We start from the raw sequence: 14471 nt of genomic DNA on the forward strand, positions 1-14471 counted from the left end.
ATTAACGTTGCTCCCATATCCAGTAAAACCTGAATTCCTGCCAGTCCTTCCCCGGTGCCTGATAGCGGATAATGAGATTGAGCCGGTCAGGCAGGACGATCCTGGCAACAGGAATAACCTCGCTGACAACGCCATCAACCTTTAACCAGTTGAGCGCTTCACTCGAGTATTCCTCCGCTTTTTTTGCTACATCCGGGGTCAGTTTTTTCCGCCGTAGCAGCCACAGCCGGGATCCCAGTTGGGATTCCTCCCCGGAATCCCCCCACCAGCCGCGGCGATCGCTATCCTCATAATCATCGTCAGCGCGCGCCAGCCTGTCGGTAAACAGGCTGTCCAGTATTGCAGTCTGTAAATCGTTCCCCGTGGTGAGTTCACCCAGCCCTTTCTGCCAGTCAGCAAACATCTCATCCACATTCCAGAATGAAGCGATGTCACTCATGTCACCTGATCCTCTGTTTTTTGGCTGCGGATATTGTCATTGCCACTCTGGGCATTTTTAACCACATGATCATGGTCATTATGTGCATCCCGCAGCTCTTTCAGTGTTCGGGTATTGGTTTCACAGTTATCAACAATGTCACCCGTGCACCTCAGGATCGGGGTATTTGCAAGGATCCCCTGGCTGGCATTGATGGTCACGTTAGTGGCGTTATTGACCTCAACATTCTGGCCCTTTGCATCCAGGAAGATCCCCTTCTCCGTCAGGAGAATATTAAGGCCCCACTGGTTATACATGACCGTTTCGCCCGCTTTCAGGCCTGTATGACGGAACCCCTGATGGTTGGACGCAATTACCACCGCGCTGGAACGATCACCGCCAATAAAAGCCAGAACCACGTCAGTCCCTGACGGCAGGCCGGATGAAAAGCCAAATTCTGCCATCCGCGGAGCGCTGGCCACCTCCAGCGGAGTCTGGTACTGGATAGACTGCACCACCCCACCATCTTTCATAGCCGTGATCCGGCCAATCCCCAGCATGCCGGCGATCCTGGTCGCTGCATGTTTAAATAGTTGCTTCATGTATTGAATCCCGCCAGGTTCTGGTAGAAGGCATATGGCTGAACGGAGAATGCTTCAGGCGGCATCAGCGTCATGCGTGCATGGGTGCCGTAGTCATCGCGCATATAGGTGACTTCTGCCAGTAGCAATTCAGTCTTCGGCAACCGTAAGGTGGGAAGATCAACGGGGATCAATGTGTTTGGTTCCCACAGTTTCCCGTCTTTATCCCGCCAGGAATCGATGGTTACCGAGAGCTGTTTTGAACGTCCGTACCGCCGGTTCATTTCCCAGTCGATCGCACTTTGTGCCTGTTGAGTAGCCATCAGGGTACTTTCCACAATCGATATATGTTTTCGGTACCGCATGCGGGCGGCCTCCGGATCTCTCGCCGTTGCCAGAGTCACAGCGTCATAGGCCGTATCAGGCGAATACCCTGCAATTGGAGAAACGCTCATTGATACACCGACATAATCTGAAAACCTGTCAGCCATCGATTTGCGGTAGTATGCCTGCTCGACATTTACCCCTTCGGCTATCCCACTTGCCGCACGACGTGTTCCCACCCGGGTCAGTAACAGGTTTCCATCGGGCTGATCGTAGTAAAGCAGAGCAGACCATCTGGCCACCCGATCGATGACTTCTTGCGGAGACTCACCCCAGTTCAGAGTGAACTGGGGTACCTTCACAAGTTCATCAACATCCGTGGTTACGGTGATGCCGTAGTAGGATGCCAGGCGAGAAGCAATTTCAAGCGCATTACTGGCATTGATGACGTTGTTAGGCCACTCGGCTGAGCAATCCACCAGGTCCTGACATTTGCTCCTGCCCGTGGCGCGGACCTCATGGCGGGAGCGCGATAGTGCGGGTTCCCAGTCATCAACATATCCCGTCAGTGTCAGATCATCTCCGATACGAACTTCACAAGACATTCCCTCTTCAACGAGTTGACGATCTTCGTTGCCAGGGAAGTAATCCATTAGCCCAAGATCGAAATCAGAGGGAAAACGCTCAATACCCCGCGTTACCCGGACAGAATCCCACCCCTCGATGATTTTGCCGTCGACCGTCAAAGAAACAACATCCAGATCGCTGTCTGCATTCATTGCCTCAGTACTTTCATGGTTGTCGGCATAAACGCCGGATGCGGTACGCGCGCTTCCTGTACCAGTTCATCTGCACGGGTGGCATCCTGGTATAATCGGTTTGCCAGCGTCAGCGCCGGAAGCGGCTGAGCGGTAGTAACCTGCAGAAGCTCGCTCAGACCAGAAGCACGCTCACTCATCGTAGAAAGGAATGCCGATCTGACGGCGAGAAGCGCGTTATACATATCATCGTCCGCGCGGTCTCCAGCCAGAACCAGCGCCGTATCAAGTTGCACAGAAACTCGTTGAGTTAACTCTTCTGCCTCGTCTGTACTGGCTGGTCTGGAGTCCGCAGCGGCACTGGTCATGGCACCAGTACATAGCACAACAATCAGCGTGTTCATGGTCGCCGAAATCGCTTTGCTGCTGTCGGACTGCTGGTACTCCGTGCTGATTGAATTAGCCAGTTTTTCCAGCGCTGTGATTCGGTCATTAACGCTGCCGGCGCTGTTAAGAATTGCGTTTACCACGTCGGCGACGCCCTGGACAAACTCATCAGGTGTGTTGGAGCTGCTAAGCTGGCTCGACCTGTCGGTAACATTTTTCCGGTCCATTACCGACTGGGCTGTTACCTTGTCAGCCAGTGCTCTCTCATCATCCACATCAGCAACTGACGATTTGCCAGCAACAGCAGAGGAACTACCGCCCACAGAGCCTTTACTGTAACGTCCGTACCGGGTATTCCCGAACGTGGAGTTCAGGACATTGCTGAGATTCGTGACCTGACTGATGGTGCTGTCAACCATGTTAGTCCAGAACGTGACCGTGCCTCTGATGGTGTTTATAGCCTGTGTGACACCGCGGATTTCACTCTTAACTCTGGCAATCGTGCTCAGCACAGCAGTGCTGACCAGTTTCAGATAGTTGGTTTTCACCGTGGCGCCTGCAACGGTACTGCCCGTGACAGCAAACACTTTAAGCCCTGATTCAATTGCCATCAGGGTAAATTCAAATACTCGCCCGTTCTCCATCGAACCGGAAATACGCAAACCATTCTCAGGGATGGAAACCGTTAATTCGCCCAGTGTCGGATGGACAAGCGTACCGCTACCTTTTTGTTCACAGGCTTCAATCAGTGACTGGCGCTGCGTGATAGCATCGCCGCCGCCGTAAACCTGGCTGTTCTGGATCAAGAAACCGCGAATAACAAATCGCCGTGTTGCCCGCCCGATATCCTCTATCCAGGCTGTATCACGGTAGGGATATTCATGTACCGCCTGGCGTCGGCCGTGGCTCCCTTCCTCAGCAACAATTGCAAATGGCACACCTCTGAATGAGCTGGGCCGTAACTGCCCCTGCCAGTCATCGCTGGTATCTCCCCCCAAAAGAGAAGTTATTGCGTCCTGGATAATTGACGGCATCACGCCTCCGGAAATAAAAAAACCGCCATGTCGGCGGTTTACATATGCACTGAAATGACTTATCTATTTATCGCTGGATCCATTACGGTCAAGAGATTCGGCGATCCTGTAAAGATGCTCAGTCGCCTTGAATGAGTTCATTAGGAACTCATAAAGCACACGTAAAAGCAATGCACTTACCACCGATATCGTAATCGCCGTGAAATTCATTGAGACAACAGAAAAAACGAGGAAAATGCCAATTACCAGGTAAACAAGCGCAAAAACCTTTGGAGTCTAAATGGCTTTTGCTCCAAAAACTTTTTCATTCATAACTTCTTCCTTAACGAAATGACGACAGTGATCAGTAATTCATGGCCGTTGTTATTCTGCCATTATTTTCCGCATTATAGGTTTTTCGCTCACCCTTATCATTAACCATTGTGATTTCGAGCTTAAGTGGTTGTTCTGACATTGCCTCTTTAAGAGACTTAGCCAGATTGTCGCCGAGTACACTTTCATCACTTTTCTTACCCGTATCACTCAGAATGATGGATTCCCGATTTCTGTTCTGCGAGCCTGAGAGAATATCAGTTTCATCACTCGGGTTACTAAGAGTGCTGGAGTCACGATTTCCAGTTTGCGAACCTGAGATAATATCATATCGCTGTTGAGCCAGCACATCCGGATTTCTCTTCCCTGACCACCGATCATCAGTAATGGCGGTCTGGATGGCGTTTAGCAGTTGTTCCTCAGTATAAGGTTGTGCGCCATTCTCATGTTTAATCATGGCTGCCATTATCGTTTTTAATGTTTCCGGATCGTGCAGATTTACTTGCTCTTTGGCTCCATATCCAGTGGCTTTTGAGACGGAGTCAATATATGCACGAGTTTTATTCTCTGATTGCGGAGCATAGGTATGAATAATCCCATCCAGAGTATTATTCCCCCTGTCACCATACAACATCAGCTGTCTCGCCATTGCAGCTCTTCCGTCGGCATCATTCGCAAAGGTAGAAAATCCGCCATTTTTACCCGTTGCGTTTGCTGCAGCCCTCAAATTACCGGGATTATTATTTCTGAAGCCAATTGCGTTATTCCTTGTTTCCCCGTAAGGAACATTGCCGCGTGCAACGTTGGATTGTGGCTGGCTGATAGCGGATAAGTCATTCTGCAATTGAATCGCAGAATCGGTCGCGCGGTAATTCGCATCGTACCGCTTTCTTACAGCATCAGTCATGAAACCCGCGTCAACCTGCCCACGTTCACTGCGGGGTAAGCTGTTATAAAGTTCCTTATCGTTCTGAATGCGCCGTAGTTTCTCAGCATCATTGCTGTTGATAAAACCGAGAGCATGAGACAGCCCAGTAAAATCACCATTAGTGAACAGATCGGTAACACCTTCAAGGCCGTCTTTGACTGAACCATCCGAAAGAATGGTCTTAAGTGCCTTGTTTTTTGAACGTTGCCACAGACCATCCCAGGATGCGCTGAGCTCATTCATAGTGCCGTTCACTTCACTCAATTGCTGATTTAGTGCCGGATCCACAGTCAGACCAAACTCATCAGATTTAGCCAGCAGCGTTTTCATGCGCTCACCTTCACGCATTAACGCCAACATTTCTGGCGTCAGCCCAAGAGCATCCGCTACGGACTTTTGTTGCTCAGGCCGCAACGAAGGGAAGACACGAGCAATCTCCTGTAATGTTTTTAGCGTATCAACAGAACCATCATTATTTTTCTGTATCTGAACACCGATCTGTGCGAGCGCACCAAGTACCTGCCCATTCGCGCCACTGGCGGCTTCTTTCAGCGTTTTCGCCATACCATCGATAGAAGCATTGGCACTTTCACTATCAGCGCCAAGGATGCGCATCGCTCCAGCAAGACGGGAAAAATCGTCTACACGCATACCGGCATTCTTTGATGAAACGTCCAGGTTATACGCTTCCCTGGACGCTTCGCGAAAACCGTAGGCCACCTGTTTAAGCCCGTACCCTGCAGCACCAGCAATACCGAGTGAACCCAACTTACCAGATAGCTCCCCAACCATTTTCAAGGGAGGAACCATATCCCCGATAAGCTGCACGTTGTCCCTGGCCGTTTTAGACAGATTTTCAAAACGTGAAATAAAGCCATTCAGCCCATCAACTGTTTCCTGCCCACCTAACTGAAGCCCTTCTTTCGTTCTATCGAGTTTAGGTTCAAGCCCACGGATAGCTTCATTGATACGGTCAATAACATCACTGACCTGATCATTTGCCACCAGCTCAAAATCAAAGACATTACTCATCGTCTTCAGGTTTCCTGAGTTTGTTGATCCGGGATGCCTGGGCTATCCACCATTTCAATCGGGCGCGGGTCATTCCCCACGCCCTATCTTCTGTCCATCGAAAGTAAAACGTGACGTCAGCGGCTGCTTCTTGCCAGGCTGTCAGGGCTTCCAGGTCAAAAAACTGAGCAGATACTCCTCACACTTACGGAAGTCGAGAAAATCCATCGGCTGCAGTACGCTTTCACGCGTACCGGAAACCAGCGCAATAAGCAGGCGCATCGCCGCGAGCGACGTTGACGCAGCCTGTTTCTCATAAAACTGCTCAGCCTGGCTTAGCGTGGGTGCTTTCAGCTCCAGCTGCGTATAAGTGGTCTTCTCCGCAGCATCATCCAGCGCTACGGTTAATGGAATGGTTTTAACGCGTTCAATCTCAGCCATCTTAGTTCTCCGTTACGTCGCGGCCTTCCCAGCGAACATCAAATACTGCATCTTCGCTTTCCACTTCCTGGACGTTGACCGTCCAGAGTGAACGGCCAATGATAGTTTTCCCGTTAGCCAGCTCGGCGATCACGTTGACGTTCGTCTGCTGGTTAAAGCCCTGCACATTCGTTCCGCCACTGTCACGCAGTCGGGCAGAAATGTATGGCGCCACAGGTTTTTCCTTATATCCGTGCACACCATCCATCCCTGTCAGGGTGGTACGGTTTACGGTGGCAGCCTGGTATTTAAACGAGCCCTCCACCATTACCGTCACACCGTTAACAGTGACATAGGCGGTTCCCGCCAGGCGGTTAGTAGTATCACCTGCCATCGTTTAAGCTCCTGTTGATTCAGCCCGAGTGCGGAACTGATTGAGCAGCGCGAAAATGCGCAACTGGTTCATGAGGGTTCCCGGCCACAGCACATCGACGCGGTTCGGATTTTTGGCGTTCTGCTCGACGATGATATTTTTTGCGAATGCCTCCGCATCCTGCGCATAACCGTTCCATACCAGAGTCTGGTACTCGGCAATCTGATCGGCCTTGATAATGTTTGGCGTGACGATCACCGCGCCAGGTGCAAATCGGGTTCCATCCGCAGCAAGCTTCATACGGCCAAACTTGCTGGTCACCGCTGTGCGCAGGTAGCGGGTCACAAACATCAGGCTGAACAGCGTCTCCACTTCCAGATAACTGTCATCTGCATCGCCATAGCTGTTTTTCTGGTAGGTGGTGATCAGGTTTTCAATGCGCACCGTGCCATCGTCATCGACCGTAAATGTCGAAATGCCGCTGTACAGCAGATTGTTACGCTCGGTCAGCTCAAAGCGATCCTGCAGTTCTGGCGCAAGCACCCCCTGAACAGCGAGCGACTGTAGCGGGCGGCCGGGGTCATTACGCAGACTCACCGCAGCTGCGCCGGTGTAAGCTGCAGACCATGCCCAGGAAGGGGACGGCGATTTATTTACGCCCAGCAGGGTCTCATGCTGGTTATTGCGCAGCTCACCTTTGGTACCGAGCTGGGCGTAAGTCCCGGTGGTGGTACCAAAGGAATGGCCATAAAGCTGCTTGTCCCATGCCCAGCGACCGCCAGTGTCTGACAGGAACTCCTTCATCACATTCAACGAGGTTGTATCGTCGTAAGGGTTGATGATGAAATCGAATGTTCGATCCTGCAGGTTTGCCAGCGCGCCGGTAATATCCGGAGCCCCGACTCCGTTAGACATAGCAGTAATCGTCAGTTCCAGGCCTGCAGGTGTGGACTCGCCTCCAGGTAAGCCGAGGAAGTTCAGGCGAATGTCGATCCCATTACCCGTAGCACCAAGATTCTTCGCGGTCAGGGTTACGGTATCCGTAGTCGCACTGGCGGTTACAGGTAGCGTGGTTTTTGCGTTAATCGCCGCGGCCAGAGAGGTGGCGATCGCTGCCACCGTATCTGTTGCTACAACGGTCAACTGAATGCGCTCACCAGCAATATAAAGGGAGATCACTCCGGTTGCCGTCGGTGCGCTGCTCACTTTAATGGTGCCGGTTGCAGCCACCATGGAATCGGAGTCTTCCTCCAGCGGCAGGATCCAGACTTCGGCTGCGGTATCATTTTTCTGATACGCCGCCATCATGGCCTGCAGAATTCCCCCTTTTCCTGTCAGCTCACCGACGGTATCCGAAGAGGAAACTCGCTGCGGAATACCAGGGGGGGTTGAGCCGGTACTGAGCATCCCACCGATAAGCAGGGTGCGCTGCGTGGCAGTGGCGTTATTCGCCATTGAGTTATCAAACTCAACGAAGAAAAGCCCTACCCGCAGGTTATCGGGAACACGAGCGAAAGGTACGGTCATTCATTTTCTCCCGCTTTTTTAGGTAATGATTGTTTCTCTGGCGCGCCCTCATCCTTTTTAGAGAGGATCACGTCCCCATCGCTCAGACGGCGACGCCAGAAAATATTGTCAGGTACTTCAGCACCCTCTTTAGGCAATGGGATGCCCTTGACGGGGCAGCGAACGCTGAGCCCGTTGTTCGGCTTAACAAACATGGATTACTCCTGAAGATTGAGGCTGATACCCGGTTTAACTGTGCCGTCTGGCATGTCGACCGCAATATCCATGCCCTCAAGGGGAACCGACTGGACAGGATAAAAATCTTCCGGCCCCTGGTAATGCTCTATGTCGATCTCGAAAAGAAGCTGCCCCATATGGGCCTCTCCTTCTGAATCAACATTGATGGCTGAACGAACTTCCGCGTATTTCTGAATATTCCGCGTCAGTTCGTAGCTGTTGATCACCGCGCGCTCCACCTGCTCGCGAAGGCTTTCAAGCGCCAGCTCTGCCCGCATGGCTCCATCATCCACTGTATCGCCGTCATACTCCTGAACGCGCCCAGTGATCCTGACAGTGGTGAGGGTGGTAAAAGCAGGGGTATTACGCCCCTGTGATTTTTTCTGTTCAAAAGGCGTCTGAACCAACAACACAGGATACATATCTGGTGAAGTTGACCAGTCGCGTGGAGAGAATACGCGGTCGCCCGCGCTGGTTGTCCCGGTTAGTGCAGTGACAACCATTTGCCGTATCGCTGCTGAATTCATCGCGGTTTTACCACATTGAGGACAAGACGAGATCCGCCATGACTGTCGGGTTCGACGTTTGACACAACAAATAACTGATTGATGATGTGACCACCGACCGTCTTTATAAATACCCGGTCAGATACAGCAGGTTGCGATTTACCCAGCTTGCGAAATTCAGCATCGCGCACACCCAACATCGGGCTGGAGGTGTTAATTTCTGAATCGCCATCAAGGTTTTCAGCAACCTGCGCATAACCACGGTCAAAAATCCCGTTAATTGTAAAAGGAGTACCGTTACGTGGACGGTACTCGTGCTCATCGCCAAAGACATCATGCAGCGGACTCAGAAGATGAGAATCCCAGTCCACGCCCATGTCATTACCCTGTCGTAACTGAAACTGATGGCTGAGAAGCAAGAACTCGCTTACGAAGCACATCAACATCAGCAATAACGCCGGACTGCAGAAGACGCTCAGCATCTTTGCCGGTTACAGGGATGCGCATATTTTCGCGGTACATCTCCCCGTCATGACGAATGCAATTCCCTTTCAACACCACATACTCCTGCGATTCAGTGTCTCCGGATTTTTCGTCACCACCATCGTCATCAACAGACAATTCGGCATCATCTGTTTTGCTCAAAGGCTGTTTTTCCTGGGTGTTATCGCCAGCATTCAGGTCGTCAACGCTCAGGCCGTCTTTGGCAGATCCTTCTGCATTCAGATCATCAGCCAGCCCGGTATTAGGTTGTTTTGCCATATCAGACCACCGTTGCGCAGAGGGATGCATTTACCCGGCTCGGAATAACCAGCGGGGAGGATTGCATCAGGATAAGACGCTGGGCTGGATCTTCTTTCACCCAGGATTTTGGCGCATAAGCCAGCGGACCGTAGTTGAAAGCCGGGTCCAGGATAACGCCAAAGGCGCGGGTACCCATCAGATCGGCACCACTCATAATGACAGCGCCATCGGGGATCATAGGCTTCTCGACGTTGTCCAGCGGGTCAATAAACCAGTCGTTATATAACCAGAGGTCAAAGTTACCCCAGCGCCCTTTATAAATTGCGCCCTTCATTACCTGTGGGCCGGCGTTAATCTGGTTACCAAACGGGCTCAGCGCCGGGAATGTAATGGCGTTATCCTTGATGGTGGTATCCAGTCGGAATGCACGCCATGACTTATTCGTAAAGACCAGATCCGTGGCGACAGAGCCGGACTCTTTCAGGAAAGTAGTCTGCCAGATTTCAATGTCATCTGATGGCTGGGTATTGGTAGCGCCAGCTGCAACGGTCAGTGGCCATTTATCCGAGCCGCTAAGAGTGATGGTCAGATCCGAAGCACGCCCGAAATCCACCACCTTAGTTTCATAGCCCTCCCCGGCGACGGTTACGGTCCCAGACACCAGCGCACTCGCCGCCATCCATTCCAGACGACGGTTGATCATGTCAATCTGGTCAGTCATTTCAAACTGAAGGTTCAGCATTTCGCGCTCGGCAGCGGTATATTCCCCGCCAATACGCTCACCAATCTGGCGGCGGATAGGTTTGCGCAGGTCCGGCGCGCGCTTATCTTTGATGTATGCCGGTTTGAAGGTATTGGTCTGGTATTTACGGGATTCGACCAGCTTACCTTCCACCAGCGGGGAGACGAACGGCGCCATACGACGCAGGCCGACATCAACATCAATCGCCACTTCTTCAGTCTCGTAAGTCACGACATTCGGGAAGAAGCGATCGAGCAGCCAGTTCTGACTGGTTTTCAGGTTAGGAACAACCTGCACCAGCACGCTGGTATCAAAAATATTTTCCATATTCAGTCTCTTGATAGTGCCAGCCGCAGCTGGCAAAAAATTTAAACGAGCCAGCCCCTGCCGGTTAAAGCATTCGTCAGGAGAGCCGTGGGGAAAATCAGGAGGTGGTTACAGGTGCCTGGTCACTGTCTTTCAGGAAGATAGCCAGCGGTCGGAGCGCTTTTTTCAGGTCAGCGGTCGTCCAGGAGTTATCAAAAATAATTCGGTGCTGGTTGAATTCCCCCATCAGATACAGGCCGCCGTTCTGATCGGAAGACGATGCATCAACATCATCAACCAGAATAGCAACGGGTAACTGACTGCCATCTTCAGCCGTTTTCACACATTGCGTGTATTTCCCGCTGGCAGCCACCAGGCCCAGGACAGTACCACGCTTAAAGGCACCGCCCGTAATGATCCCGGTGTCAGTCACCAGCTGGAGCGTGCCAGCGACAAGCTGATCCGGAACAAACAGCGCGCTCTTCATGCCAGGCGCAAACGCATTCTGACCAAACTGATCCATTATTTCTCTCCTCTTGTGGAGTTGTAGAGGCCGGTCATTTTACTTACCAGCGCAGACTTTCCGGTCTCTTTCTGTCCGCTATCCGGATTAAGCCGGACCTGGTGGCTTTCCTGCATACGCTGATCGAGAGAGCGTTTACGGGATGGCTGAGATGCGGCTGTGGCCGGAGCAGAAGAGGCTAGGACATTAATTGCTGCCGCAGAACTCATCCCGGTATTGAAAGCCAGTGACGCGGCCAGTGAAGGATTCGCAGCTGCATGCTTACTGCCGAAAATACGGGCGCAGCGTTTACGCTCAGCAGCGCGTGCATTTTTTACCGCCTTACTCTCTTTGCGATCGTCGTCGCCGTCGTCTTCAGAATCATCATCTTCTGACGCATCCGGATCATCGCCGTCATCTTCAGTATCATCGTCGCGTTCGTCTTCTTCCGCGTCGTCGTCGCGCTCATCATCATCGGCATCATCTTCGCGCTCGTCCTCTTCCGCGCGACGGGCTTTCGCTTTTTTGGCTTTTTTATCCTCTTCTTCCTCAGAAGCGGAAGGGCCAAGACCAATGAGGTGAGCAAAACTAAACGTCTTTTTCTTTGCCATTTCAGGCTCCTGTTTTTTCAAGTAAGTTTTTGAACGCAGCGTCAGGAGGACACACCTCATCAGCCAGTCCAATTTCAACGCCATCAGCAGCCATAAAACAGGCGGCCTGGGTACTTTTTATAACCTTTGCGCTAATCCCCCGGTTTCTGGCAACAGTGTTCACAAACAATTCGCCCATGGTGTTAATGTCCTGCTGGATGGCGGCCAGCGCTTCATCTGACAACTCTCTCAGCGGCGAACCTTCAGCCTTGCGGGATCCATAGGTGATGATCGTAACTTTAAGACCGTCATCTTTAATCCGCTGCGTCCAGTCAAGGTGCATGGTGATCACACCCACAGAACCCACTCCGCCGGTGCGCGGAACAGAAATCCGGTCCGCTGCACTGGCAATGGCATACGCAGCGGAATAAGCGCTTTCCGTCAGAATGGCATGGATAGGCTTTTTCCCCCGGGAGCCGTAAATGACATCAACCAGATCGAAGCATCCAGCGACCTCGCCGCCGGGTGAGTCGATATCCAGGCAAATGCCCGAAATGTCGGGATCTTCCATCGCAGTAAGAAACGCCTGACGAATGCCGTCATACCCTGTCATTCCACTGTACGGACGCAGACTGCCCAGTTTTTGCACCAGCGTTCCGCATATCGGGATGACGGCGACACCCAGCACATTGTCATAACCCGGATCACTACGGGATTCACGTCCCCGGTTATCGTCATATCCGTACCAGTCATCCTCCATGGCAAGAGAAGATTCGATTTTACTGATACCAAATCGGTCCATTACGGATGCCATGATGACTTCGGCTTTACTCGGGTGCAGCGCCAGCGGGGTGTTAAATAATCGCTGGGCCAGATGGGGTAGATTCACTTTTCCTCCGGATCGGTAATGGTCTGGCTCGCAAACTGGTCAGCCTGTGCCCAGCTCGGAAGCGGTAATCCGCGTTTAAGACATGACTCAATTTCTCTCTGGCGCTGATCAAGCACTTCTTCCCAGTCTTCACCGACGTTTTCACCCACCTCAATCTCGAGGGTGGAAAGTCCGGCATCCAGACCAAGAATGGCGCCTTTTTTCTCTGCAACCGGATCCACCCAGCCGCGCCCTGGCCCCATCCAGCGCGCGCGAGAATACGCGGCTCTGGCGTCAACAAAATCAGGTGCGCCTGCGGGCAGGGGTAAATCCTCATTGTCGTGAACTTCTTCAACAAAGGCGGTGAGAATGGGCTGAGCGAAGCCGGTAGAAAAATCGTCCCGGCGGCGAGTCAGTGTTTTCCATGCCTCCAGCAACGAGGAGCGTGCAGAACTGTAGTTAACGTCAGACCAGTCCTGGGTGACCTGCTGTGGGGACAACCCTGTTCCTGAAGAAAAATTACGGAGAACAGCAGATTCGAAGACTTCAAAATTGCTGTAAGGCCGCGCCGCGTTAACCGTCGTGATTTTCTCACCAGGATAAAGAATGGGCATTCGGGCACCATTCTGAAGTGTCAGACGCCGATCGTTATGGAACTCAACACGCCCGTCCTGATAAGTGCCTAACTCCGACTCGTCATAGGTCTCGCCCAGGGCAGACTGAACCATCGCAGGGTCATAGGGTGACTCAATGTAAGCGGCGAATATGGCATTAAGAATTGCTGCCTCAAGCTCACTCTGGTCATACTTCACCAGCATTTTCAGACGCTGAATAACCGGAGTCAGGATGCCGTTACCGCGGTGCTGCGCGCCACGCTCATGATCAAAATCGTGAACCACATGCGGGCGGCCCCAGTCAGTTTCACGCGGGATACGCTGCCACGTCATGGTTTTAGCCCCGCTCCACCAGTCACCGATATGGGCCTCCCTGATGTGGTAAGCAACCGGCGCACCGTCCGCATCAATTTCAACGCCACCACGGACATTTGGCATATCGAAATTCTGCTGAGGATTACTGAGGCGGTCAGGATCGACAATCTGTACCGTGGTGGCGTAACGCCCTCTTCCGGGACCAAGCCTGTCAGTTCTGTACTGGAGAATGGCCAGAGCATCCCCGTCAATAAGCTTGTGACGAAATCCCAGGCGTAACATCTGCGACACGGTGAGTTTTCGTTCAACATCACAATACCGGCCAGGATCGTTACTCCAAGTCCGCCAGTGCCCGTCCAGTGCTTTTCCGTACTCTTCCGCCCAGGACGCATCAAACGCCTTGTTTCCGGTGATCATTCTGAGAACACGGTAATCGGGTTTCATGATGGGGCGGAAGTTGGCACCAACCGCATTATCCAGCAGACGTGTGACCGCACCGTTTGCCCAGCCGTCATTACGGACCAGATCGCGTGCGCGGGACACGATGCGATCCCGGTAAATGTTAATTTCATTGTCCGGGGACCACAGCGCGGGTTGCCAGTTCGCCAGTTGATCGCTGAAAGAGTCAGCTGCGTCATAAGGTACGCGGCTCCCCCCCACCAGCATAGAGGGACGCTGCTGTCGCAACGGCTGCCCATCAGAGCCCAGTATCTGTACTTTATTCATCAGAATCTAAACCTCGCTGGTTTCCGGGGACGAGAGATAATCCCCAGTTGCGCCTGCAGAAGTTGAATCAGGGCCAGCAGATCAGCCAGGGTGCTTTGCTGATAGGACACTGATCGCGTCCCGTCTCCCTGCGTATAGGAAAACGAAACACCGTGGCTCCCGGTTGCTAAATCAATGTACGCCTGCTGAGCTTTCGCAAGCGCATCCCTGAGCTGATCGTCAGTCATTGCGCCGGCAAGCAGGCTGGTGTTCCGGTTGAACATGATTTT

The 14471-nt window shown here is 52.4% G+C and carries 18 protein-coding genes; all 18 read right to left on the bottom strand.

Annotated features, from left to right (window positions below; genetic code table 11):
* Position 1: 1 nt before the first annotated feature.
* The 18 genes from EHN13_RS04695 to gpW all read right to left on the bottom strand — a co-directional run bounded on the left by EHN13_RS04695 (position 2) and on the right by gpW (position 14465).
* Positions 2 to 439, bottom strand: coding sequence for a phage GP46 family protein (locus EHN13_RS04695; protein ID WP_001279799.1), 438 nt, complete (start codon positions 437 to 439; stop codon positions 2 to 4).
* The gene (locus EHN13_RS04700) at positions 436 to 1020 is read right to left on the bottom strand and encodes a phage baseplate assembly protein domain-containing protein (protein WP_023568807.1); all 585 of its coding nucleotides are present in this window, start codon (positions 1018 to 1020) and stop codon (positions 436 to 438) included. The genes EHN13_RS04695 and EHN13_RS04700 overlap by 4 nt, the downstream gene beginning before the upstream one ends.
* Positions 1017 to 2102, bottom strand: a complete 1086-nt coding sequence (locus EHN13_RS04705) for a phage baseplate assembly protein (RefSeq protein ID WP_001548480.1) — start codon at positions 2100 to 2102, stop codon at positions 1017 to 1019. Before EHN13_RS04705 ends, EHN13_RS04700 begins: the two co-directional genes overlap by 4 nt.
* Positions 2099 to 3502, bottom strand: a complete 1404-nt coding sequence (locus EHN13_RS04710) for a DNA circularization protein (protein WP_001139208.1) — start codon at positions 3500 to 3502, stop codon at positions 2099 to 2101. Before EHN13_RS04710 ends, EHN13_RS04705 begins: the two co-directional genes overlap by 4 nt.
* Positions 3503 to 3845: 343 nt before the next feature.
* Positions 3846 to 5774: a hypothetical protein gene (locus EHN13_RS04715; protein WP_124020982.1), complete on the bottom strand. Its 1929-nt coding sequence runs from the start codon at positions 5772 to 5774 to the stop codon at positions 3846 to 3848.
* A 141-nt stretch (positions 5775 to 5915) separates the two neighbouring features.
* Positions 5916 to 6194: a phage tail assembly protein gene (locus tag EHN13_RS04720; protein ID WP_000807719.1), complete on the bottom strand. Its 279-nt coding sequence runs from the start codon at positions 6192 to 6194 to the stop codon at positions 5916 to 5918.
* Between the two features lies 1 nt (position 6195).
* The gene (locus tag EHN13_RS04725; RefSeq protein WP_000896638.1) at positions 6196 to 6567 is read right to left on the bottom strand and encodes a phage tail tube protein; all 372 of its coding nucleotides are present in this window, start codon (positions 6565 to 6567) and stop codon (positions 6196 to 6198) included.
* 3 nt (positions 6568 to 6570) lie between these two features.
* On the bottom strand, positions 6571 to 8073 hold the full coding sequence (locus tag EHN13_RS04730) for a phage tail sheath subtilisin-like domain-containing protein (RefSeq protein WP_124020983.1): 1503 nt from the start codon (positions 8071 to 8073) through the stop codon (positions 6571 to 6573).
* Positions 8070 to 8267: a DUF2635 domain-containing protein gene (locus tag EHN13_RS04735; protein ID WP_000497745.1), complete on the bottom strand. Its 198-nt coding sequence runs from the start codon at positions 8265 to 8267 to the stop codon at positions 8070 to 8072. The genes EHN13_RS04730 and EHN13_RS04735 overlap by 4 nt, the downstream gene beginning before the upstream one ends.
* 3 nt (positions 8268 to 8270) lie before the next feature.
* Positions 8271 to 8816 carry an ATP-binding protein gene (locus tag EHN13_RS04740; RefSeq protein ID WP_124020984.1) on the bottom strand — a complete coding sequence of 182 codons (546 nt, stop codon included), beginning with the start codon at positions 8814 to 8816 and terminating at the stop codon, positions 8271 to 8273.
* A complete protein-coding gene (locus tag EHN13_RS04745; protein ID WP_000537794.1) occupies positions 8813 to 9172 on the bottom strand; it encodes a head-tail joining protein in 360 nt (119 codons plus the stop codon). Before EHN13_RS04745 ends, EHN13_RS04740 begins: the two co-directional genes overlap by 4 nt.
* 4 nt (positions 9173 to 9176) lie before the next feature.
* The gene (locus tag EHN13_RS04750) at positions 9177 to 9557 is read right to left on the bottom strand and encodes a hypothetical protein (protein WP_001118869.1); all 381 of its coding nucleotides are present in this window, start codon (positions 9555 to 9557) and stop codon (positions 9177 to 9179) included.
* Between the two features lies 1 nt (position 9558).
* Positions 9559 to 10608: a major capsid protein gene (locus EHN13_RS04755; protein ID WP_001472190.1), complete on the bottom strand. Its 1050-nt coding sequence runs from the start codon at positions 10606 to 10608 to the stop codon at positions 9559 to 9561.
* A 97-nt stretch (positions 10609 to 10705) separates the two neighbouring features.
* A complete protein-coding gene (locus EHN13_RS04760; protein WP_001472189.1) occupies positions 10706 to 11110 on the bottom strand; it encodes a head decoration protein in 405 nt (134 codons plus the stop codon).
* Positions 11110 to 11700: a hypothetical protein gene (locus EHN13_RS04765; RefSeq protein ID WP_124020985.1), complete on the bottom strand. Its 591-nt coding sequence runs from the start codon at positions 11698 to 11700 to the stop codon at positions 11110 to 11112. The genes EHN13_RS04760 and EHN13_RS04765 overlap by 1 nt, the downstream gene beginning before the upstream one ends.
* A 1-nt stretch (position 11701) precedes the next feature.
* Positions 11702 to 12568, bottom strand: a complete 867-nt coding sequence (locus EHN13_RS04770; protein WP_001052909.1) for a S49 family peptidase — start codon at positions 12566 to 12568, stop codon at positions 11702 to 11704.
* Positions 12565 to 14202, bottom strand: coding sequence for a phage portal protein (locus EHN13_RS04775; protein WP_001045359.1), 1638 nt, complete (start codon positions 14200 to 14202; stop codon positions 12565 to 12567). The genes EHN13_RS04770 and EHN13_RS04775 overlap by 4 nt, the downstream gene beginning before the upstream one ends.
* The gene (gene gpW / locus EHN13_RS04780; protein WP_000483309.1) at positions 14202 to 14465 is read right to left on the bottom strand and encodes a gpW family head-tail joining protein; all 264 of its coding nucleotides are present in this window, start codon (positions 14463 to 14465) and stop codon (positions 14202 to 14204) included. Before gpW ends, EHN13_RS04775 begins: the two co-directional genes overlap by 1 nt.
* Between the last annotated feature and the right edge of the window lie 6 nt (positions 14466 to 14471).

The organism is Citrobacter youngae (genome assembly GCF_003818115.1).
Lineage (GTDB): Bacteria > Pseudomonadota > Gammaproteobacteria > Enterobacterales > Enterobacteriaceae > Citrobacter > Citrobacter youngae.

What these genes read in the sequence shown, in the direction of transcription:
- EHN13_RS04695 (WP_001279799.1), bottom strand. Translation starts at nt 439, where the DNA reads ATGAGTGACATCGCTTCATTCTGGAATGTGGATGAGATGTTTGCTGAC.
- EHN13_RS04700 (WP_023568807.1), bottom strand. Translation starts at nt 1,020, where the DNA reads ATGAAGCAACTATTTAAACATGCAGCGACCAGGATCGCCGGCATGCTG.
- EHN13_RS04705 (WP_001548480.1), bottom strand. Translation starts at nt 2,102, where the DNA reads ATGAATGCAGACAGCGATCTGGATGTTGTTTCTTTGACGGTCGACGGC.
- EHN13_RS04710 (WP_001139208.1), bottom strand. Translation starts at nt 3,502, where the DNA reads ATGCCGTCAATTATCCAGGACGCAATAACTTCTCTTTTGGGGGGAGAT.
- EHN13_RS04715 (WP_124020982.1), bottom strand. Translation starts at nt 5,774, where the DNA reads ATGAGTAATGTCTTTGATTTTGAGCTGGTGGCAAATGATCAGGTCAGT.
- EHN13_RS04720 (WP_000807719.1), bottom strand. Translation starts at nt 6,194, where the DNA reads ATGGCTGAGATTGAACGCGTTAAAACCATTCCATTAACCGTAGCGCTG.
- EHN13_RS04725 (WP_000896638.1), bottom strand. Translation starts at nt 6,567, where the DNA reads ATGGCAGGTGATACTACTAACCGCCTGGCGGGAACCGCCTATGTCACT.
- EHN13_RS04730 (WP_124020983.1), bottom strand. Translation starts at nt 8,073, where the DNA reads ATGACCGTACCTTTCGCTCGTGTTCCCGATAACCTGCGGGTAGGGCTT.
- EHN13_RS04735 (WP_000497745.1), bottom strand. Translation starts at nt 8,267, where the DNA reads ATGTTTGTTAAGCCGAACAACGGGCTCAGCGTTCGCTGCCCCGTCAAG.
- EHN13_RS04740 (WP_124020984.1), bottom strand. Translation starts at nt 8,816, where the DNA reads ATGAATTCAGCAGCGATACGGCAAATGGTTGTCACTGCACTAACCGGG.
- EHN13_RS04745 (WP_000537794.1), bottom strand. Translation starts at nt 9,172, where the DNA reads ATGGGCGTGGACTGGGATTCTCATCTTCTGAGTCCGCTGCATGATGTC.
- EHN13_RS04750 (WP_001118869.1), bottom strand. Translation starts at nt 9,557, where the DNA reads ATGGCAAAACAACCTAATACCGGGCTGGCTGATGATCTGAATGCAGAA.
- EHN13_RS04755 (WP_001472190.1), bottom strand. Translation starts at nt 10,608, where the DNA reads ATGGAAAATATTTTTGATACCAGCGTGCTGGTGCAGGTTGTTCCTAAC.
- EHN13_RS04760 (WP_001472189.1), bottom strand. Translation starts at nt 11,110, where the DNA reads ATGGATCAGTTTGGTCAGAATGCGTTTGCGCCTGGCATGAAGAGCGCG.
- EHN13_RS04765 (WP_124020985.1), bottom strand. Translation starts at nt 11,700, where the DNA reads ATGGCAAAGAAAAAGACGTTTAGTTTTGCTCACCTCATTGGTCTTGGC.
- EHN13_RS04775 (WP_001045359.1), bottom strand. Translation starts at nt 14,202, where the DNA reads ATGAATAAAGTACAGATACTGGGCTCTGATGGGCAGCCGTTGCGACAG.
- gpW (WP_000483309.1), bottom strand. Translation starts at nt 14,465, where the DNA reads ATGTTCAACCGGAACACCAGCCTGCTTGCCGGCGCAATGACTGACGAT.